18 protein-coding genes are annotated in these 19,948 nt (G+C 69.8%); 9 read left to right on the forward strand and 9 right to left on the reverse strand.

The features are described from left to right. A partial coding sequence (locus tag I6A60_RS43675) for a tetratricopeptide repeat protein (RefSeq protein ID WP_307873846.1) occupies positions 1 to 1,986 on the reverse strand: 1,986 nt, incomplete at its 3' end. 19 nt (positions 1,987 to 2,005) lie between these two features. After that, positions 2,006 to 2,380 (reverse strand): hypothetical protein, encoded by a 375-nt coding sequence (locus tag I6A60_RS24535; protein ID WP_203021416.1) that lies wholly within the window; start codon positions 2,378 to 2,380, stop codon positions 2,006 to 2,008. 313 nt (positions 2,381 to 2,693) lie between these two features. Here I6A60_RS24535 and I6A60_RS24540 point away from each other — a divergent pair, with 313 nt between their 5' ends. After that, complete coding sequence (locus tag I6A60_RS24540; RefSeq protein ID WP_203021415.1) at positions 2,694 to 3,974, forward strand: IS256 family transposase; 1,281 nt, start codon at positions 2,694 to 2,696, stop codon at positions 3,972 to 3,974. Between the two features lie 141 nt (positions 3,975 to 4,115). Here the strand turns inward: I6A60_RS24540 and I6A60_RS24545 are convergent, their stop codons facing one another. Beyond that, entirely contained in the window at positions 4,116 to 4,664 is a 549-nt protein-coding gene (locus I6A60_RS24545; RefSeq protein ID WP_238436155.1) for a reverse transcriptase domain-containing protein, read from the reverse strand. A gap of 155 nt (positions 4,665 to 4,819) precedes the next feature. Between I6A60_RS24545 and I6A60_RS44160 the strand changes: the two genes are divergently transcribed. The 4 genes from I6A60_RS44160 (at position 4,820) to I6A60_RS24565 (ending at position 7,490) form a co-directional block, all read left to right on the forward strand. Then, positions 4,820 to 5,128, forward strand: coding sequence for a WD40 repeat domain-containing protein (locus tag I6A60_RS44160; RefSeq protein ID WP_374487263.1), 309 nt, complete (start codon positions 4,820 to 4,822; stop codon positions 5,126 to 5,128). Positions 5,129 to 5,145: 17 nt separating this feature from the next. Beyond that, positions 5,146 to 5,448 carry a hypothetical protein gene (locus I6A60_RS24555; RefSeq protein ID WP_203021412.1) on the forward strand — a complete coding sequence of 101 codons (303 nt, stop codon included), beginning with the start codon at positions 5,146 to 5,148 and terminating at the stop codon, positions 5,446 to 5,448. 353 nt (positions 5,449 to 5,801) lie between these two features. Continuing rightward, positions 5,802 to 6,590, forward strand: a complete 789-nt coding sequence (locus tag I6A60_RS24560; RefSeq protein ID WP_203021411.1) for an alpha/beta fold hydrolase — start codon at positions 5,802 to 5,804, stop codon at positions 6,588 to 6,590. 78 nt (positions 6,591 to 6,668) lie between these two features. Then, entirely contained in the window at positions 6,669 to 7,490 is an 822-nt protein-coding gene (locus I6A60_RS24565) for a DUF3710 domain-containing protein (RefSeq protein ID WP_203021410.1), read from the forward strand. A gap of 64 nt (positions 7,491 to 7,554) precedes the next feature. Here the strand turns inward: I6A60_RS24565 and I6A60_RS24570 are convergent, their stop codons facing one another. From I6A60_RS24570 to I6A60_RS24585, 4 genes are all read right to left on the reverse strand, one after another. Next, positions 7,555 to 8,430: an NAD(P)-dependent oxidoreductase gene (locus I6A60_RS24570; RefSeq protein ID WP_238436163.1), complete on the reverse strand. Its 876-nt coding sequence runs from the start codon at positions 8,428 to 8,430 to the stop codon at positions 7,555 to 7,557. An 83-nt stretch (positions 8,431 to 8,513) separates the two neighbouring features. Further along, complete coding sequence (locus I6A60_RS24575) at positions 8,514 to 9,047, reverse strand: nuclear transport factor 2 family protein (protein WP_203021408.1); 534 nt, start codon at positions 9,045 to 9,047, stop codon at positions 8,514 to 8,516. Continuing rightward, a complete protein-coding gene (locus tag I6A60_RS24580) occupies positions 9,044 to 10,132 on the reverse strand; it encodes an alcohol dehydrogenase catalytic domain-containing protein (RefSeq protein WP_203021407.1) in 1,089 nt (362 codons plus the stop codon). The genes I6A60_RS24575 and I6A60_RS24580 overlap by 4 nt, the downstream gene beginning before the upstream one ends. 162 nt (positions 10,133 to 10,294) lie before the next feature. After that, the gene (locus I6A60_RS24585; RefSeq protein WP_203021406.1) at positions 10,295 to 10,873 is read right to left on the reverse strand and encodes a TetR/AcrR family transcriptional regulator; all 579 of its coding nucleotides are present in this window, start codon (positions 10,871 to 10,873) and stop codon (positions 10,295 to 10,297) included. Between the two features lie 286 nt (positions 10,874 to 11,159). On the opposite strand from I6A60_RS24585, the gene I6A60_RS24590 reads away from it, so the two are divergent. The 3 genes from I6A60_RS24590 (at position 11,160) to I6A60_RS24600 (ending at position 15,936) form a co-directional block, all read left to right on the forward strand. After that, complete coding sequence (locus I6A60_RS24590) at positions 11,160 to 11,936, forward strand: SDR family NAD(P)-dependent oxidoreductase (protein ID WP_203021405.1); 777 nt, start codon at positions 11,160 to 11,162, stop codon at positions 11,934 to 11,936. 98 nt (positions 11,937 to 12,034) lie between these two features. Further along, complete coding sequence (locus I6A60_RS24595) at positions 12,035 to 13,204, forward strand: thiolase family protein (protein WP_203021404.1); 1,170 nt, start codon at positions 12,035 to 12,037, stop codon at positions 13,202 to 13,204. A 263-nt stretch (positions 13,205 to 13,467) separates the two neighbouring features. Then, entirely contained in the window at positions 13,468 to 15,936 is a 2,469-nt protein-coding gene (locus I6A60_RS24600; protein ID WP_203021403.1) for a bifunctional diguanylate cyclase/phosphodiesterase, read from the forward strand. 28 nt (positions 15,937 to 15,964) lie between these two features. On the opposite strand, the gene I6A60_RS24605 is transcribed toward I6A60_RS24600, so the two are convergent. Then, complete coding sequence (locus tag I6A60_RS24605) at positions 15,965 to 16,768, reverse strand: class I SAM-dependent methyltransferase (RefSeq protein WP_203021402.1); 804 nt, start codon at positions 16,766 to 16,768, stop codon at positions 15,965 to 15,967. Between the two features lie 97 nt (positions 16,769 to 16,865). Here I6A60_RS24605 and I6A60_RS24610 point away from each other — a divergent pair, with 97 nt between their 5' ends. Continuing rightward, positions 16,866 to 17,708 carry a methyltransferase gene (locus I6A60_RS24610; protein ID WP_203021401.1) on the forward strand — a complete coding sequence of 281 codons (843 nt, stop codon included), beginning with the start codon at positions 16,866 to 16,868 and terminating at the stop codon, positions 17,706 to 17,708. 433 nt (positions 17,709 to 18,141) lie between these two features. On the opposite strand, the gene I6A60_RS24615 is transcribed toward I6A60_RS24610, so the two are convergent. Further along, the gene (locus I6A60_RS24615) at positions 18,142 to 19,941 is read right to left on the reverse strand and encodes a tachylectin-related carbohydrate-binding protein (protein ID WP_203021400.1); all 1,800 of its coding nucleotides are present in this window, start codon (positions 19,939 to 19,941) and stop codon (positions 18,142 to 18,144) included. Between the last annotated feature and the right edge of the window lie 7 nt (positions 19,942 to 19,948).

Below are 19,948 nucleotides of genomic sequence, written 5' to 3' on the forward strand. Positions count from 1 at the left end.
AGCCTGCTCGGTCGCGGCCAATGCCTCCTCCCGCCGGCCCACCCCCGACAGCCAGATACCAAGGTTGGACAGAGCGGTAGCGAGGTCGGGTTCGAAGGCAACCGGATTCGCCGCAGCCAGCCGCCGACGGATCTCCATAGCCTGCTCGGTCGCGGCCAATGCCTCCTCCCGCCGGCCCACCCCCGACAGCCAGATACCAAGGTTGGACAGAGCGGTAGCGAGGTCGGGTTCGAAGGCAACCGGATTCGCCGCAGCCAGCCGCCGACGGATCTCCACAGCCTGCTCGGTCGCACCCAACGCCTCCTCCCACCGACCCACCCCCGACAGATCGAGGCCCAGGTTGTCGAGGGAGTCGGCGAGGTCGGGTTCGAAGGCAACCGGATTCGCCGCAGCCAGCCGCCGACGGATCTCCATAGCCTGCTCGGTCGCAGCCAACGCCTCCTCCCGCCGACCGGCATAGTGGAGGCGTCTCGCGAGCCGTTCCCAGAGTCGCGCGTGCTCAGCCGGGTCGTTGGTCTGGCTGAGGCGGTAGGTGTGCAGCCGTGCCGTGACCGCGGCCATGGCTGCATCCAGGTCCACGTGACGATGATCCGGAAACAGCCGTTCTACAGAAACCAGAACATTAAGGCCGACATCGTCCCAGGAAGCAAGTGCTGTCAACGCCGCCCCACCCGCCGCCATCACAAGATCAGGGCTGCAGTGCAGGATGCCGTGGAGACGCTCGCCGACATGAGGCCAGCGTTTCGCGGTCTCCACCAGGACTGTCCACGCCCGGTCCGCCCACACCGGCACCTCATCACTGTCCCCAGGCACGAGCAGCCGACGCATCGCCGAGTCCGTCCACGGATCTCCGTCTTGGCGACCGGGCGCGCCCGGCAGGAGTAGAGCGAGAAAGTCTTCCCCCAGCCGGTCTGGATACAGCGGCTCCAACACGAGTGACGGATCCGACGGCGGATAACACACAGCATGATCAGAAAGGATCTGCCCGGCCACCTCCGGCGCTGACGCCAACCCAACCCGCTCCAGCACCGTCGCTGCGGCCTCATACGGCAGGGGTCGGGTCACCGTAGCGGTGAACACCGCCCGCCCCAGCACCTCCGGCACCGTGACCATCGGCCGTGCGCCCGTATCGTGCAACTGCCGCCAGTGATCACGCTCCCGGCGTAGCAGATACCCCGACAGCATCGCCGGATCCTCCGGCACGCTGGCCCCGGTACGCAGCGCGTCCACCGCGACCAACGCCGCCATGTGCACTGTCAGCACCAGCCGAAACGCGTCATCGCCAAGCCCCGCGGGCGGCCGAACCCCCGTCCCTTCCACCCCCAGCAACTCACCGAAACCGCGAGCGGCCGCCGCAAACGTCTCCTCGCGACTCGGCAGCGAATCCGCGACAGGACCAAGCATCTGGTCCGACACCGCAACGTCCTGGTCGTCAAGCCGGTGCACAATCGACTCCCACCAGCCCGCTCCGCTGCGCGCTAGCAACAGCACCCGCACCGGCACACCCAAGTACACCCGACGGTCGGCCAGCAGGCCCATCAGCTCCGTCAGGGGCCACCGCTCGGCATAGTCGACCACCACCAGCAGACCATCCCCACCGGGCAACGGCTCCCGGCCTCCGGCCAGCGCGGGCATCTCCCGGGCTGTCCACACCGCCCAGCCCGCCGCCGCCGACTCCACCGCGAACTGCGCAGCTAGCCGACTCTTCCCCTGGCCTCCGGGCCCCTGGACCAAGCGCGCCGCCAGGTCCGCGCCGCCATCCCGCCAACCGGCCAGCCGAGCACGTTCCGCCTCCCGGCCCGCGAACGGCACCAGCCGATACCGCGCCGACAACAGCCGGCTCGGCGCTGCCGCCGTCGACGGCAACGGCGCCATCAGCGGAAACGGTGCCAGCTCGTAGCTCGGCTCCCGGTTGTAAAAGTGCTGTGCGTCCGCCCGGTAGAGATCGCGGGCCGCGATATTGATCTGCCCATCCGGCACGGTCACACCTCCGGTGCCACGGTGATTAGTCGTCCGGGTGGCCCCGGTAGAACACCTGCGATCCCCGCCCCACCGCGTACACGTCACGGCCTGCGATGTTGCTCTGCGCCCACGACCGTTCCGCCGCAGGCAACTCCGCCCGCGTCCTCTCCGCCCACGCCCACAGTTCCTCGGCCGCTTCCGGGAACTCCGCGAGCAGGTCCGCCAGCCGCACCTGCCACACCGGCGCCAACGCCGCCCGCAGCCGCTCCCGCTCCGCACCCGACGTCGCTTCCACTGCCGCGGCGTCCTCGTCCAGCCACTCTCCGGCCAGATCCTCACGGTGCCCGCCCAGCCGGGCGAACAGCCGTACTGCGCCCTCCCGAGCCGACGTCCACGCGTCGGTCGCCGCAGCAGCCACCAACGCGCCGCTCCCCGACGTCGCCAACGGCGCAATCCACTCTGCGACCATCAGCAACCCCCAGTCGACCGGCCGTTACATAGCGCCATAGACGCACTACCCGGCCACCCATGGCGGAACCACCACGGCAGCACCGTCGTCTCTCTCACAGCGGCCCCATGAAGCCAACCCTGCAGCTAAACCAGCGGACGAGCGCGAACGGCGGGAAACCGCAGAGGAGTTGAGGGACTGCTTCAAGATCGGTGTTTCCGGCCAGACACGCCGGGCCCAGGGTCCGGCGGGATGGGCACAGTGAGTGATGACATCGGGTGATATGACCCCTCGGAAGCAAGATCGGGATGCGGGGCGGCAGCTTTCGCCGGAGCAGGCCGCCGCGGCGGCGATGGTCGCCGACGCGAAGGCGCGTGGGCTGGCGTTGACGGGCCCGGATGGCCTGTTGAAGCTGTTCACGAAGAGTGTGCTCGAGGCGGCTTTGGCCGAGGAGATGACCGAGCATCTCGGGCATCAGAAGAATCGTGCGCCGGCGGAACGGGAATCAGCCAACGTCCGAAACGGCGGTCGGACGAAGACGGTTGTTTCTGAGGTGGCTGGTGACGTGGAGATCACGGTTCCGCGTGACCGGGAAGGAACGTTCGACCCGCAGATCGTGAAGAAACGTCAGCGACGCCTCGCGGGGGTCGATGAGATTGTGCTGTCACTGTATGCGAAGGGTCTGACGACCGGCGAGATCTCGGCGCATTTCGAGGAGATCTACGGCGCGTCGGTGTCGAGGGAGACGATCTCCCGGATCACCGACACGGTGCTCGCGGAAATGAACGAATGGGCGTCCCGTCCGCTTGATCGCGTCTACGTTGCGATCTTCGTGGACGCGATCGTCGTGAAGATCCGTGACGGCCAGGTCGGCAACCGGCCCATCTACGCCGCCATCGGGGTCACCGTCGACGGCCACAAGGACGTCCTGGGCCTGTGGGCCGGCACGGGCGGCGAGGGCGCAAAGTTTTGGATGTCCGTGCTCACCGACCTGCGGAACCGCGGTGTCGCCGACGTGTTCTTCCTCGTGTGCGACGGGCTTAAGGGACTGCCCGAGGTCGTCGAGAACGTCTGGCCAGCGACCACCGTCCAGACATGCATCATTCATTTGATTCGTAACACGTTCCGGCTGACTTCCCGGGCCGACCACGACGCCGTCAAACGCGATCTGCGGCCTATCTACACGGCCCCCACCCCGGACGCGGCCGCTGCCGCACTCGACGAGTTCGAGGAAACCTGGGGAAGCAAATACCGGGCCGTTATCCGACTCTGGCGCAGCGCCTGGGAGGAGTTCACCCCGTTCCTCGACTACGACGCGGAAATACGCCGAGTCCTGTGCTCGACGAACGCGATCGAGTCACTCAACGCCCGCTACCGGCGCGCGGTCCGCGCTCGCGGGCATTTCCCGTCCGACCAGGCCGCGCTCAAATGCCTGTACCTTGTCACCCGCAGCCTGGACCCAACCGGGACCGGCCGCGCCCGGTGGGCAGTCCGCTGGAAACCCGTCATCGACGCCATGGCGATCACCTTCCGTGATCGCTGGCCGTCCGCCGAGACCTACTGATCAACCTGCCGGAAACACCGTCTACGGAACAGTCCCGGAGTTGACGTCCAGGCTAGGGCGACGACGCGGACGAGCCCGGACCTCTGCGGACGATCGGCACGAACTTCGCAAAGCAGAGGTATGGACAGCCGCAGACGGCCGTCAAGCATCAGGTGGGACCGAGATGTAAGCATCACCTGGGATCGGACACATCGACCGACGGCTTTCGGACACGAAGGGGGTGTAGACGTGCCACCTGTTCGATCCTCGCGTGCGGCGTCGCTGGAGGCGGAAACTGAGGAAGTCGAAACCCCGATCGAGGTGGGTGACCTGGGTCTTGGCCTCGGAGAGGCATAGACCCATTGTGGCCAGCACCTTTGCCACGTCCTCGCGCAGCGTGTGGGCGTCCTGTTCGGCCCCCTGGACCAGAACAACGAAGTCGTCGGCGTAGCGGACAAGCCGCCACGTCGGGCGCCCTTTCTTGCGCCGGTATCTGCGCTTCCCTTCGGTCGCCATCGCCCCGCCTGGTTGCCACGGCCCGTGCAGTTGCTCATCGAGCACCGACAGGGCAATGTTAGCCAACAGCGGCGAGAGAATGCCGCCTTGGGGAACGCCGGTGTGCGTGTCCCGGTGAGAGTCGAACTCGGTAAGGATCCCGGCTTTCAGGAACGCCTTGACCAGTCCCAGTACGCGCTTGTCTTTGATCCTCATCCGGACCGGGCCCATCAACGCGGTGTGATCGGCGACCGTGAGGCCGTCGACGCCGGCTGTCCGGGCACCCCGGTTACCGGCGACCCGGTGATACGGCCGCGGTCGTGTCCATCGATTTGTTCCATCTGGAGCAGCACGACGCTCCAGGACACCTGGTGGACCAAATCGGCCGCGCCCTCGCCGGCCGGGCTAAACCCGCCAGTGCCCCCGCATATCCGGTTCCCGCGCGTCCCGCCCCGCCCATTGACGAGTCCGCCTCCCTCCCACCAGCCAGATCAGCACCGCGTTCGTCGCGCACAGGCGCCCTGCCGATCGGCCAGGCCCCCGCTGGCCACACCGGCGCTGTGGTGTCGGTGGCGTTCGCGGCTGACGGACGCATCCTCGCGACCGGCAGCTACGACAGGACGGCACGGCTGTGGGACGTTGCTGACCCCAGCCGTCCCGCCCGCTCGGCCAACCCATAGCCAGCCACACCAGAACCGTGCGCTCGGTAGCGCTCACGGCGGACGGACGCACCCTTGCGACCGGCAGCGACGACGGGACGGTGCGGCTATGGGACGTCAGCGACCCGACCCGGCCCAACCCGCTCGCCCAACCCTTCACCGGCCACGGCCACGACGTGCGCTCGGTAGCGCTCACGGCTGACGGACACACCCTCGCCAGCAGCACCGCCCAGCAGGGGGTACTGCTCTGGGACGTCACAGCCCCCCACCCGGCCCCGCAAACTTGCCCGACCCCTCACCGGCCACACCAGAAACGCCTGGTCGGTGACGTTCGCGGCTGACGGACGAATCCTCGCCATTGGCCACACCGACGGGACCGTGCGGCTCTGCCAGACCACCTGAGCAAACAGGGCGTGCCACTGCGCAGCGCTCGCCCACGCGATGGCGATCCCGTACATCGCGGATTTGGCAGTGGCATGGCGCAAGTCACATATGTCACCAAGCCAATGACTAGGGTCCGGTTACGACCACCGGAGGTCCGAGATGGCAATCATGGGACGCGCCTCTTCGCGGCGGCCCGGGCCGCTCCTACGCTGCGTCCCATGAGCAGCTCCGAGGTCTCGGCGCTTGAACCGCGGCCTGTGGTCAGCAGGCAGATCGCGGCCATCGCCTCCGGCTGCCGGCGGGACGTGGGATGACCACTCCCGGGATCACGGGATCCGAGCTCGCGGGCGGCCCCGACCTGCCGCTGCTGGTCGTGGGGCCGTCGCTGGGCACCTCGTCGGCGGTGCTGTGGTCGAGGGTCGCCCGCGCGCTCGGTGACACCGTCCACGTCGTCGGCTGGGAGCTGCCCGGCCACGGCGGCGCGCCCGTCGACGGGCCCTTCACGATCGCCGAGCTGGCCGCGGGTGTCCTGACCTACGTGGAAGGCGTGACGGCGGCGCGTGGCGACGGCGCGGTCCGGTTCGCCTACGCCGGGGTCTCGTTGGGCGGCGCCGTCGGGCTCGCGCTGCTGCTCGACACGCCGGACCGGGTGCGCCACGCGACGTTGCTGTGTACCGGGGCGAAGATCGGCGAGGCGTCGGCCTGGCGGGACCGGGCCGTGACAGTCCGCGCGTCCGGCTGCGCGGCGATGGTCACCGGCTCGGCTCAGCGCTGGTTCGCCCCCGGGTTCCCCGACCGCGAGCCGGAGGTCGCCGCGCAGCTGCTGCACGTCCTGGCGGAGGTCGACCGGGAGGGCTACGCGTGGGCGTGTGAGGCGCTCGCCGACTTCGACGTACGGGAGCGCCTCGGCGCCATCGCGACGCCGGTCCTCGCGATCGCGGGGGCCCAGGACGTCGTGACACCGCCGGCGTCGCTCGCGCAAATCGCCTCCGGGGTGGCGGACTCGCGGCTCGCCGTGCTCGACGACGTCGCGCACCTCGCCCCCGCGGAAGCTCCCGACCAGATCGCCGGACTTCTGCGCGGCGCGCTGCCGGATTGATGCGACCATGGGTACGCGTCTGGCCACGGCGAAGGAGTGCACCGGCGCCGCGGCCCAGCCTGGTACGGGAGGTCTGTGATGGTTCGCTGGAGGCGTCGCGACGACGAGAGGCACCCGCCGCCCACACCTACGGCCACCAGGCGGCGCGGCGGCGCGGCGCCGCCGGCCACCGAGACCGGGCCCTACGACCTCGCCGACGCACCCCGTGAGCCGGTCCGCCAGTTCGATCTCGGTTCCCTACTCGTCCCGGTACTGCCCGACGTCGCCTACCAGTTCGAGGTCGCAGGCCCGGACCAGGACCGGCGGGTCGTGGCGGTGATCGCGGTCGCGGACGGCTCGACCATGCGGATCACCGTTCACGCCACGCCACGCCACGGCCTCGGCGACGAGGTCCGCGCCGAGCTACTGCGCTCGGCCCGGCCGGCGCTGGCCTCGATGACCGACCACGCGCTCGACCCGGAACTGTCGACCCGCACCTCGCCCACCGGAGCACGAGAGGCTCCCGAGCCAGACCGGTTGCTGAGCATCGACGGCCCACGCTGGCTCCTGCTCGCGGCGATGACCACCCCAGCCGACGCGGCGCCGGCCACGGCCGGCCAGTCCGAAGCAACGCCCCGCGCCCGGGGCGCCGCGGTGCTCGAGGACGTGCTGCACGCCGTCGTCGTGGTCCGCGGCGACCGGGCGATGCCGGCCGGAGCGCCTCTTCCGCTCAAACTTCCCACCGATCCCGACCTGCCCGACCTCGCCGTTGACGACCGCGGCGACCCGGACGCGCTCGCCGACGAACTCGGCCGGCTCCCACCGATCGGCGCCCTCACCGCGGACCCACGCCGCATCAGCTACGAGGTCGTCGCGGCACCTGGCGGAGGTCTCAGCCGCAACCTGACCACCTGGGGATAACAGCGAAACCGCGCCGGGCCGGGCACCACGGTGAGCGGCACCACCGCACCACCGACCGGCGGCGTCACGCGGGTGAGGTACCTGACGTCAGCCGCAGCGGCCCATGGTGCGCGGCGTAGGCGAGGACACCGGGGTCGGCACCCTCCTCGGCCGCGGTGGCGAGCGCCGCGGCCACGTCCTTGCGCAGGTATTTCGCGCCGAGCTCGGCGTACAGCTCGATGGAGCCGAGTCCGCGCATCGTCTCGATGGCCCGGGTCGACGCGCTGCAATGCCCCAGCGCGTCGAACAGCGCGTTCATCTCGACGCCGAGCTGCTGGCCGAGCACGGCGGCCGCCGCCGCCGTCTGGACGTTGACCGTGAACAGCAGGTTGTTGACGAGCTTGACGCGGCTCGCGCTGCCCATGCCCCCGGTCCGCAGGACCAGGCCGTAGGTCTCCAGGGCGGGGCGGGCGGTCTCGACGGTGGCGTCGTCGCCGCCGGCAAGGATCGTCAACCGTCCAGCGAGGATGTCGTCGGGCGCGCCGCTGACCGGTGCGTCCAGCAGCGACACACCGCGGGTGGTAGCCGCGTCGTCTACCCGGGCGAGCAGCCGAAGCTCGACGGTGGTGTGCGAGACCAGAACGGTTCCCGGCTCGAGCAAGGCGATCAGGCCGTCCGATCCGAGCAGGACGTCCTCGACCTGGCTCTCGTTGAACAGGCACGAAACGACGACCTCCGCGTCCTTGACCGCGTCGGCAAGCGAGGCGGTGGTGCGCGCGCCGAGCTCCGTGAAGGTCTTCCGGACCTCCGCCTGCCGGGCGTGGAGGGTGACCTGCACACCAGCCGCCAACAGACGCCGCACCATCGGCGCGCCCATCTGGCCGGCTCCCACGAATGCCACCGGGCCAGCCGGCCGGAGCTGTCCGTCGGTTGCGGGCACCGGCTCGGCGATGTCGCCCATTCTGCTCACCATCTCCTTGTCGCGAACGTTCAACGTGACGCCGCCTCGCCGACGGCGTCGGGCCGTGTGCCTGCCCCGTGTCGTCAGGCGGATCCGGCGCCCGCCTCGAACGGCTGGGTGCTGGCCTGGAACAACGCGCGGGGTTCCGGGGAGCCGTCGAGGCTCCGATTGGTCCGGTGCGCGACGCGCCAGCCGTCCGCGCCCCGGTGTAGCAGCCAGCTGTTCGCCGAGACGCGGGCCACCCAGAACCGGTCGGCCTCGCGGTCCCAACGGATGTTGAGCGCGTAGTTCCAGGCGCGGGCCTCGTCGCCGTCGACCTTGACGAGCGGCGCGGTCAGCACGTGGCCGCAGCCGTTCGTGATGAGACCCTGGTGGCCCGCGCCGTTGACCATGCCGGCGATCTCGTCGTGGCCGGTCCAGATCGCGTAGGGCGGCACCTCGAAGGCGCCGTCCTCGGCCCACAGCGCGGCGGCCGCCTCGGCGGATCCGCTGTCCACCGCCGGCCCGTACCGGGCGACGAGCTGACTGATCGCCACCTGGTCCTCCACGGCCCGCAGCCGCGCGCCGAGGGCGGCCACGGTGGCCCGCAGCTCCCCGAGCGTCTCGGTGTCGCTCATCGGGTCGCCTCCAAGCCCCGGCCGCCCACGGGCCGGATCATGACGCGGGCCGGGCCGTCGGCCCGTCGGGCCAGCTGGAGGGCGTCTGGGACGCCGTCCAGATCGACCGTCATCCCGATGACCGGGCTCACGTCCAGCTCGCCGGCGCAGATCGCGTCCAGGGTGCCGTACCAGTCCTCCGGGTCCGGCCCACCGCCGAACTGGATGTTGACGCCTTTTCGCTTGGCCACCATGGAGGAGATGTGGTCGCCTTCCGGGGGGCCGCCCGCGGTCAGGATGCGGGTGCCGCGCTCGCACTGCTGGATGATCCCGTCGAGGACACCGGGCCTACCGACGAACTCGAACACCACACACCGCGGCGCCGTCGGGTCGGCGCCGCCGAACGCCGGCCGGCCCGGACGACCATCGAGCGCCACCTCCCGCCACAGGTCGTACGGGGACCGGTCGGCCGGATCGACCGTGTGGGTGGCGCCCAGCACGCGGGCCGTCTCCAACCGGTCGGCGTTGTAGTCCGACACGAGAATCGGGCTGACGCCGCGCCGGCGCAGCGCGGCAACGGCGGACAGACCGATAGCGCCCGCGCCGATCACGAGGGGGACGTCGCGGGAGTCGAGCGCCGCCCGCCGGACGTAGTACTCACCCACCGCGAACGCGTCCGCGAGCGCGATCTGGTCGGGCGGAATGTGGTCGGGAACCGCGCGGACCAGCGACTCGGTCAGCAGCATCAGCTCGCCGAACCCGCCCGGTGCCTCCGGGCTGCACCCGATGATGCGCACCGGGCCTGCCCCGACGAGAACTGGCAGGCTGGTCACCCGCGTGCCGGCCGGCAGCCGCCGCTCGGTGCCCGGTCCGAAGGAGACGATCTCGCCGACGAACTCGTGACCCATCACGATGTCGCGGTCCTCGTGGTAGTCCCACAACCCGCTGTCGTCCTCGGCCACGCCCTCCGGGTTGTCCATGAAATGCAGGTCGGACGCGCAGATCGCGCACGACAACGTTCGCACCAGGATCTGGCCGGGTCCCGGCACCGGATCCGTCGTCTCCCGGACCTCTATCCGCCTACCCCGCAGCACCGCCGCTCGCATGCAGATCCTCACTTTCGCCTCGACGAATCCGTCGATTCACATCGCGATTGACAATCAATCGAAAGCAGCAGACCGCCCCAGCTTCAGAGGACGCCGGCCTCCGGGTGCGTCGGATCTCGTCGTGGTCCGTCCGACGTCTCTCGCGGGCGGATCGGCCGCCGGTCAGGGCCGCAGCGCGCGCAGCAGGAACTCGGCGATGCGGTCCGGTGGGTCGTCCCGTCCGGTGAAGGGGTGGACGAACGATCGGTACAGCGCGGCGCCGATCAGGACGTCCAGGATCGTGTCCGGGTCCAGGCCTGGCTCGACGCTCCCCGGATCGGCGGCGGCGAGCATGGCCCGGAAGGCGGGTCGAACACCCTCACCGACCCGGTCCACCACAGCACGGTGCCGGTCCGGCTCGGACTGGTAGGCCGCGAACAGGCCCGGGATGGCGGCTCGCGCCGCGGGCGAGTCGAACAGCGCGCAGTAAGCAGCCACAAGTCGGCGAACGTCGGCGTCGACGTCCCCGGTGTGGGTCAGGTTCAGCGCATCAGGCCCAGGGAAGACAGCGGACTCGACGAGCGCGACGCGCGATGGCCACCGCCGGTAGATCGCCGAGGCGCCGACTCCGGCCCGGCGGGCGACAGCCTGCACGGTCGTCGCATTGAATCCGCTCTCGGCGAGGAGCTCCCGGGCGCTGGCGAGCGCCCGGGCGTCGATCCCGGGGTCCCGTGGCCGGCCACGAGAGAGCTCGTCCTGCACGCAACCCCCTCTCCACATTACGATTCGATATGAACTCTAACGTAACCTTCGGTCAGGTCGCAAGCGCCGGGCTCGGTGGAGGCTCCTCTAATTGCCCACTATTTTATGCATCTAAGTGTTGCATAAAAGGATGGGTGGCGGTATCGTTCGAACCATTCGGGCTCGCGCCGCGCGGTGACCCTCGTCGCTGGGCGTCCCGACGCCCCGGCCGGGCGCCCCGGCCGGGCGCCCCGGCCGGGCGCCCTGTGTGCCCGTCGTGCTGCCCGTTCTGGAAGTGAGGCTGTTCGTGGATCTGGATGGTGCGTCAGCGATCGTCACCGGCGGTGCGTCGGGGCTCGGCGCGGCGACTGCCCGGCTGCTCGCCGCGCGTGGCGCCCGCGTGCTGGTCGCGGACCGGGACGACGCGAAGGGCGAGGCGGTGGCGAAGGAGATCGATGGCGTCTTCGCCCACGTGGACGTGACGTCGACGGCGGACATCATCGCCGCCACCGAGACCGCGAAGACACTCGGCCCGATCCGCGCGCTGGTCAACTGCGCGGGCATCGGCTGGGCGGCGCGCACCATCGGCCGCGACGCCACCTACGACTCCGCCCACAGCCTGGATGCTTTCCGCAAGGTGATCGAGGTCAACACGATCGGCACGTTCGACGCCATCCGCATCGTCGCCACCGCCATGGCCGCCAACGAGCCACTCGCCGACGGGGAACGCGGAAGCATCCTGAACACCGCGTCACTCGCCGCCTTCGACGGCCAGATCGGCCAGGCCGCCTACTCCGCCTCCAAGGGCGGCGTGGTCGGCATGACGCTCCCGGTAGCCCGCGACCTCTCCGTCATCGGCGTACGCGTCAACACCATCGCCCCCGGCCTGATCGACACCCCGATCTACGGCGACGGACCGGGCTCCGAACCCTTCAAGGACAAGCTCAAGCGCGACGTCCTGTTCCCGCGCCGCCTCGGCACCGCGGCCGAGTTCGCCGCCCTCGCCGTCGAGATCCTCACCAACAGCTACATGAACGCCGAGGTCATCCGCATCGACGGCGGAGCCCGCCTCCAGCCCAAATAGCCCGCCCTGTGCCGCGAGTGGCCGACGCCCGCAGCCCCGGCCGTCGGCGCCGGGCCGCCCCGCCCAGCGGACACATGCCACGTTCACAGGAGATCACCGTGACCGACGCAGTCATCGTCTCGACCGCCCGCACCGCGATCGGCCGCGCCCGCAAGGGCACGCTGGTCGGGCTCACCGCGTTCGACCTCGCCGAGGTCGCCGTCCCCGCCGCCCTCGAACGCAGCGCCATCCCCGCCTCCGACGTCGACGACCTCGTCCTCGCCGAGGCCTACCAGGGCGGCGGCGTCATCGCCCGCCACACCGCCGTCCGCCTCGGCCTGACCAACGTCCCCGGCGTCGCCACCAACCGCCACTGCGCCGGCGGCCTCACCGCCGTCACGATCGCCGCCGGCAGCATCCGCGCCGGCATGGACCACGTCGTCCTCGCCGGCGGCACCGAAAGCCTCAGCAACCAGATCCTCGGCTCCAAACGCGACGCGGACGGCAACCAGCAGATCTGGATGTCACCACCCAACCCCAACACCCCCGAGGCCCCCGCCTTCGACATGCCCCTCACCGTCGGGGAGAACACCGCCCGACACCTGGGCCTGACCCGCCACGACGTCGACGAATGGACCGTCTACACCCAGCAGCAGGCACTCGCCTCCATCGACTCCGGCGCCTTCGCCGACGAGATCATCCCCATCGACGTCACCCGCCCCGACGGCACGACCATCCGCTTCGACACCGACGAGCACCCGCGGCGCGGCACCACCCTCGAACGCCTAGCCACCCTGCCCGTGCTCCACCCCGAACTGCCCGACGCCACCGTCACCGCCGGGAACTCCGCCGGCCTCAACGACGCCGCCGCCGCCGTCACACTCACCAGCGACACCTACGCCACCGCACACGGCCTCACCCCGCTCGCCCGCGTCCGGTCCTGGGCATCAGCCGGCATCGACCCGGCACTCACCGGCCTCGCACCCACCCTCGCCATCCCCAAAGCCCTCGACCGCGCCGGCCTCACCCTCGCCGACATCGATCTCTTCGAGATCAACGAGGCCTTCTGCTCCGTCCCCGTCGCCGCCATCCGCACCCTCGGCATCAAACCCGAGATCGTCAACGTCAACGGCAGCGGCGCGAGCCTCGGCCACCCCATCGCCGCCACCGGTGCCCGCATGGTCGTCACGATGGTCGGCGAGCTGCGCCGCCGCGGCGCCAACTTGGGCTGCGTCTCGATGTGCGCCGGCGGCGGCATGGGCGCGGCCATGATCATCGAAGTGCTCTGACCAGGATGCAGCCCGCCCGGGGTCAAACGCTCCGGGCGTCCCTCTGATTGTCGTTTCGGCCCTCCGCTGGTCGCAACCGGGTCTGTTTCATAGCAACCAGAGGGTCAAAGTAGCGATCAAGGCGACGGGAACGACTCGCGAGACTGGGACGGTCGTCGATGGTTTGGCGTGGTCGCTCCCCGCCGCCTCCTGTCAGCCGATCTGCCCGTCCGCGTGTGACGGTCGGTGTCGGCGGCGACATTCCTTTGGAGGAGGCGTGACCCATGAGACGCGGCGGGGCTGGTACGCCCGAGAGTTCGAGCGTTGAAGGGGTTCGGCCGGTTACCGAACGCACATTTAGACGGCTTGGGGCTGGTACCGTCCTACTGGCCCTGATAGCCGTTATTATCCCGGTGGTATTCGGCGGCCAGGCGATGTTGATCGCCCAGGGAGCAGTATTGTCGTGTGCGGCGGCAGCCGCAGCACTGGTCGGCGCGGTAGGGGTGACGCGCACCCGGGGGCGTGAGCGTCTTTGGCGGGCGTTGCTTGAGCTGTTCCTCATTTTTGTTGTTTTAGGTGCCGCGGACTGGACATATCGGTATCCGCGCCAGCACCAGACGATGCCGCTTGGTCCTGCTGAGGCGTTGTTCCTGGTGCCGGCCGCACTCGCGCTGGTCGGGCTGCTGTGGCTCCCGGTCGAGTCCGACCGCCGCGACGATCCTGTCCTGTCGCTGGGTCGCGAGGGGCGGCCGCGGTACTCGGATCCCCTTGTGGTGCTCGACGCCCTGGTGGTCGTCGCGTCGATGCTATTGATCGTCTGGATAGCCGCGTTGGGTAGGATCGTCGGCAGCGGCGTTCACGGGTGGCCTTTCGTGACCGCGATGGTGTTCCCGTTGTGGGGCATGCTCGCGGTGACCGAGGTGGTGCTGCTTGGGGCCTTCCGGCCACCGCGCAACGGCAGGGCGCTGCTGCTGATCGGCCTTGGCCTGGCCATACAGATACTTCCTGATTCAGCAGTCGTCATCCTCACGCTCCATCGTGCGCAGGCGGTCGAGACCACGGCGCCGTACTGGGCGGGGCTGGCCATCGCCCCACCGCTGATCGCCTTGGGGCTCGTCGCGCCTGAGCGTCGACGCTCGACACCGGGCACACGAGACCCGGCCCTGATCACGCCCTCGTGGGTGGGACGTCCATCGTGGCCGTGGATCCACGTGTACGTGCCGTATCTGCCGCTTACGGTGACCGTCGTCATCATCCTGGGCCTCGCCGCCAGCGGCGCCGCGCTCGGCGGCGTCCTGCTCTACCTGGCGTTGATCCTGGCCATGCTGGTCGCCTTCCGCCAGTTGGTCACCGTGGCGCAGAACGTCCGCCTTCTCGTCGAGGTCCAGGCAGCGCAGGTCCGGCTTCGCTACCAGGCCTTCCATGACCTGCTGACCGGGCTGCCGAATCGTGCGTACTTCACCGGCGAGCTCGAACGGGCCGTGGGCGAGCATCGGTCGGTGGGCCGGCCGGTGGCGGTGATGTTCGTCGATCTTGACGACTTCAAGGCCGTCAACGACACCCTTGGCCACGCTGCGGGCGACGACCTGCTGGCGGGTGTGGCTGCTCGGCTGCGGGGAGCAGTGCGCGGCAACGATCTCGTGGCCCGCCTCGGGGGTGACGAGTTCGCGGTCCTGCTCGCCAAGGCGGACCAGACCGGTGATCCGGCGATCACCGCCGACCGCGCCGGACGGGAAGTCCTCGCCGCGATGGGTCCGCCGTTCTCCCTACATGGGCACCTCAGGAACGTGCACGCGAGCGTCGGCCTGGCGATGGCCGACAACGAGGCGCCCGTCGAGGTCGCCGAACAGTTGATGCATCGTGCCGACAGCGCGATGTACGCCGCCAAACGCGATGCCAAAGGCGGTCTCGTCCGCGACGACCTCCACCGGTCCACCTCGGCGAGAAACGGAGATGTCGGCGATTCCGTCATCGCGACGCTCACAGGCGACGCCACCGCGGGCAGACTCGCTGTCTGCTATCAGCCAATCCGGTGTCTGAACGACGGCCGGATCGTCGCCGTCGAGGCATCGCCCTGCTGGACTGGTTCCTCCAACCTCCCGCAACCCGCCCGCGACCTACTCGCCGCCGCGGAACGCGAGGGCTCCACCGACGAGCTCCAAAGCCGCCTGCTCAACCGTGCCTGCCACGACCTGCGCGTCGTCCGGCAGCGACTGCACGCCCCCGTCCGCCTGCACGTCAACGTGTCGCCGAACAGCCTCGGTAACGAGGCGCTCCTCGACCTCATCCGAGAATCCCTGCACCGCCATCACCTCGATGCCGACGCGCTCGTCCTGGAGATCGCCAACGTGGCTCGTATCCCGGACCTCGCCACAGCCGGGCCCTACCTTGAACAGCTCGCGAGGACGGGTGTGCGTATCGCGCTCGACGAGGTCGGGGCCGACGACAGCTCGCTCGGCGCACTGCACAAGTGGCCCATCACCCTCATCAAACTCACCCCGGAGCTGTCCGCTGACCTGCTCGCGGTCGATCAACCACCTGATCGCGGCCTGCGAGCCGTGCGCTCGGCGCTTATCGGGATCGCCGCGGCCACCGGTATGACGGTCGCCGTGGACGGCATCGCGACCGAGCCCCAGCTCGCGGCACTTCGCACTGCCGGATGCGAGCTCGGCCAGGGCGACCTGCTCGGGCCACCACAAACACTCGTGGACCTCTTCGCCGCGGGAGCGACGATGAACGGCGCCTTGACCTAGAGCTCCATGACGACCGGCCGTCCTGACTTCAGGCGGGTCGTCGGCCCCAGGCGATGGCTGTCGCGAAGGCGAGGTCGAAGAACGCCGGATCCGCGAGGAGCTCCAACGCCTCGTCGAGGGTGGCGTCCGAGGCGAGGTCGAGCTCACGGATGCGCGCACGCAGCCGGGTCAGGGTCAGCGTCCAGCACAGCGCCGAGGCGTTGGCGCCGCCGGTGGTCGGGAGATGAACGGTCGTCCCGACGTCGACGAGGTCCCGGTCGACCAGCGGGCCGGGGAAGCGGCGTGCCCACGTGGAGTCGGTGCCGATCGTCTCCGCGAGCACCCGGTCGATGGCGCGCATGGCCTTGCCGAACTGGGGGTGCGGTGACGAGTCGAGCGGGAAACCGGCGATCGACTCGATCACGATCAGGCCGCCTGGCCTGAGCCAGCTCGTCAGGCGGTCCAGGACCTCTTCCCGCTCGGGGAGGTGCTCCAGGACGAAACGTGCGTGAATGAGGTCGAACGGCGCCGCGTCCGGCACCGGATCGCGGGTGATGTCGTGCCGCAGGACCGTCAGATGCCCGGCCGCCAGGTCAGCCAGCTGGTCGGTGTCGACATCGGTCGCGACGACCTGCCCGGTGGCGGCCACCCTCTCGGCGAGCCAGACCGCGATCGACCCGCTCCCGGCGCCAACCTCCAGGCAGCGCCAGCCTGCGGCGACATCCAGCTCGTCGAGGACGCGAACGGTCGTCGGGTCGCAGACCGCGGCCATGGCGCCAAGCCGGGCCCGCTCCGCCGCTTCCGGACCACCGAGCACATCGTCCGCGTACCGGAGCCTCCGCTGGTTGGGCACCGTTCAGACCCTAACCTGCCAAGATCACCCTTATCGCCGCGGCCTGTGCCGCCGCGGCGGACCCTCGCCTCCGCACCCTTCGGATGGAGTCGCGCTGATGACAGCACCCAGGTCCCGCCCCGCGGACAACAGCTGGGTACAGGGCGCTGTCGACCACGCCCTCGCATCCGGCTACCAGGCGCACACCGCGACGCTGCGGGGCGTCGTCCGCCAGCGCCTCGTCACGCGCGCGCTGCTCGCGCACCTCCCGACCCCGCCGGGACGCATCCTCGATGTCGGCGGCGGGGAGGGCACCCAGGGCCGCACGCTCGCCCGGCTCGGCTATGAGGTCACGATCTGCGACCCGGACCCGGCGATGCTGCGCCGAGCCGAGGAGCAGCTGTCCGACGCCGACGCGGCCGTCCGCGACCGGATCACCCTGGTCCGCGGCGACGGCCACGACGCCGGCTCTCTCGTGGGCGGCGGCTGGGATGGCGTCCTGTGCCACGGCGTGCTTATGTACCTACCCGACCCGGCCGCGCTACTGCACGTCCTGGCCGAGGTGACCGCGGCCGGCGGGGTGATCTCGGTCGTCGGGAAGAACGCGTCCGCGCTGGCGCTGCGCGCTGGGCTCCAGGGCCGCTGGCACGACACCCTCAGCCTCCTCGACGAGGAACCACACACCGCCGCTCCCACGGTCGCCGAGATCGGGAACCTCGGCGTACCCAGCCGAGCGGACGACCCCCGTCAGATTCAGGACCTCCTAGTCGCCGCAGGAGCCGAGCCTCGCGCCTGGTACGGCATCCGAGTGCTCACCGACCATCTCGGCGACACCCCACCCGGACCCGACCTCGACACCGTGTTGGAAGCGGAATGGCGCGCCGGGGAACGTGACCCCTACCGGCAGGTCGCCCGCCTCTACCACCTCATCCACCAGCGCCGCCCTTTGGATCCGTGGTGAGCCGGGCGTCCTGGTATCGACCGACATCACGGCGGCGCTCGGAGACCTCCTCAGCGCCCATGGCCGGGCCCCTGGCAAGGCTCGCCCGTTTCGGCGTCCCCTTGATCGCCGTTTCGGCCCTCCGGTGGTCGTTACCGGCGCTGTTTCGTAGCCACCAGAGGGCGAAACAGCGATCAAGGTGACGGGCAGACGTCGGCGGTCGCGGCACTGGGCATCCCGGTGATCGTGAGGTCGACCCGCGGCGTCCAGTCCCTGGATTGGGGCCACCGCACCGATCATGATTGCCGCTTGGGCACTGGGGTGGTTGCGAAAACGCGCCCGTCGCGACCATTCCAGGGCCAAAGCCGCGACCAAGGTCACGCGCAGCCAGGCGCTGCTGCGGCCGCACGGGTCACGCACCGCCTTCCGCGAAGCGGTTGGCCAGCCCCGGCCATCAAGCGGGAGCGCGGAATGGCGCCTCCATCACCGGGAAGGCGGACTTGAAGCCGAGCACACCGTGCTTGACCTCGATCGGTCCCTCCCAGATGTGGGGGTCGTAGCCACCAGCCCCGCCAGGGGGAAACACCGGCGGCGGGCGCTCGCCCCGGTAGCAGTGCCAGAGAATCCGGCCGTCCGGGGTGAAGCCATAGAACACTCCGTCGGGTCCGGCCACGACCTCCTGGAAGCCGCTCCAGCCGGTGCCGATCGGGATCTGCGGTCCCCAGTCAGATGTGCCTGTGGAGTACCCCCTGTGCTCGTGGCGGGTGAGGACTCCGTCGGTGCCAATGGTGAAGATGATGCCGTGCCCCGCGGCGAGGACCTTCGCGAACGACTGCCAGCCCGTGCCAACCGGGACGGGACCCGACCAGGTCGTGGCATCACCGCCGTTCGCGGCCCCATTGTGCTTGTGCCAGACCAGGGTGCCGTCGGGCTGGATGCCGTAGACGACATACTCGCCCCCCGAGAAGATTTCCCTGAAGCCGTTCCAGCCGCTGCCGACCGTCCGTGGCCCCCGCCAGGTCGGCGAGCCATCGCGGTACCCGTCGTGGCCATACCAGAGCAACGTGCCGTCGGGCTGGACGCCGTACACGGCTCCCTCGCCGCTGCAAAAGGCCTTGGTGAAGCGGTGCCAGCCGTCGCTCACTCGTGTCGGGCCCGCCCAGTCGGTCGAACCGCCGGGTTGGCTCGACGAGAAGTTGCGGTACCAATACAGGTCGCCGTTCTGGCCGATGATGTAGAAGATGGCCGGCGGATAGACCTTGGTGTCGGGAAACGGGGCGATGATCGGCTCGCGCACCGAGCCCGTCTTGGCCACCCGGTCGAGCGTCGTCGCCATCTCGTTGAGGATGTCCACCCCCGCATCCGTCTCCATCTGGATCTCGGTCTTCGGGGGGCCAAGCGATGCGGCGTCGACGGTGCAGAGCACGTGGTCGCTGTCGGTGATTATCTCGAAATGATCCGCCAGCGTCCTACGGCCCGTCATCCAGTCACGCACCTCGAAGGCCCACCGACAGCTCCGGTTCTCCGGTTGCCGGTTGAGCCCGATCACCCAGGCTCTGATCCGCCACTTGATGTGCTCGGTGATCGAGATGGGGGCCGAGGCGTCTCCGACGGCGTACTTGTCGAACTCGGGCCGCACCGAGACGGCCTGGAGGTGGCGGAGGATCCTGGGCGCGTCGTCGTCCAGCCGGTGCCGCTGGTTCGCGTCAACGGCCACCTGCCGGGCGGCGAGCCAGCTCAGCAGCCCAAGCAGGTAGACCGCCAGGGTCGGAGCGTTCTTGAACCGGTGTGGCTCGAGCGCCTTGAGCCCATCCTTCTGCACCACGTCCGTCCAGCGCCAGAGGTCGAGATCAGCCCGGAGGAACGAGTCGATGACGACGCCGAGCTCGTTGGCCACGTCCACGGCCTTGTTCACGTCGCCCGGCGAGTCGCCGAGAAGGAGCCTGAGCCGTTTGATGTCGTCGAGGTGGTCATCGACGCGCGCCTGGACGTTCCGGTTGCTCTCGATCGCCACGGTCTCGATCAGCTCGTCGAGCCGCTCGTTCAGCTTGACCATCTCTGCCTTCAGCGAGTCGACCTCCTGTTTGAGGAGCGCGACGGCGTCGACCGTGGAGCCACTGTTCAAGAAGGCGACCACGGTGGACACGTAGCCGATCACACCGGCGATGGTCGGGACGCCGGCGAAGGCCAGACCCCCCAGCGAGACCAGCATCTTGATGCCGCCCTCGGCGAATTTCACCTCGTCGTCGTCCATGCCGACG

Source organism: Frankia sp. AgB1.9 (genome assembly GCF_016786355.1).
Taxonomy (GTDB): domain Bacteria; phylum Actinomycetota; class Actinomycetes; order Frankiales; family Frankiaceae; genus Pseudofrankia.

Excerpts from the sequence above, each read along its gene's own strand:
- I6A60_RS24615 (WP_203021400.1), bottom strand. The coding sequence starts at position 19,941 with ATGGACGACGACGAGGTGAAATTCGCCGAGGGCGGCATCAAGATGCTG.
- I6A60_RS24560 (WP_203021411.1), top strand. The coding sequence starts at position 5,802 with ATGACCACTCCCGGGATCACGGGATCCGAGCTCGCGGGCGGCCCCGAC.
- I6A60_RS24610 (WP_203021401.1), top strand. The coding sequence starts at position 16,866 with ATGACAGCACCCAGGTCCCGCCCCGCGGACAACAGCTGGGTACAGGGC.
- I6A60_RS24580 (WP_203021407.1), bottom strand. The coding sequence starts at position 10,132 with ATGCGAGCGGCGGTGCTGCGGGGTAGGCGGATAGAGGTCCGGGAGACG.
- I6A60_RS24540 (WP_203021415.1), top strand. The coding sequence starts at position 2,694 with ATGACCCCTCGGAAGCAAGATCGGGATGCGGGGCGGCAGCTTTCGCCG.
- I6A60_RS24600 (WP_203021403.1), top strand. The coding sequence starts at position 13,468 with ATGAGACGCGGCGGGGCTGGTACGCCCGAGAGTTCGAGCGTTGAAGGG.
- I6A60_RS24570 (WP_238436163.1), bottom strand. The coding sequence starts at position 8,430 with ATGGGCGACATCGCCGAGCCGGTGCCCGCAACCGACGGACAGCTCCGG.
- I6A60_RS24575 (WP_203021408.1), bottom strand. The coding sequence starts at position 9,047 with ATGAGCGACACCGAGACGCTCGGGGAGCTGCGGGCCACCGTGGCCGCC.
- I6A60_RS24545 (WP_238436155.1), bottom strand. The coding sequence starts at position 4,664 with ATGAGGATCAAAGACAAGCGCGTACTGGGACTGGTCAAGGCGTTCCTG.
- I6A60_RS24565 (WP_203021410.1), top strand. The coding sequence starts at position 6,669 with ATGGTTCGCTGGAGGCGTCGCGACGACGAGAGGCACCCGCCGCCCACA.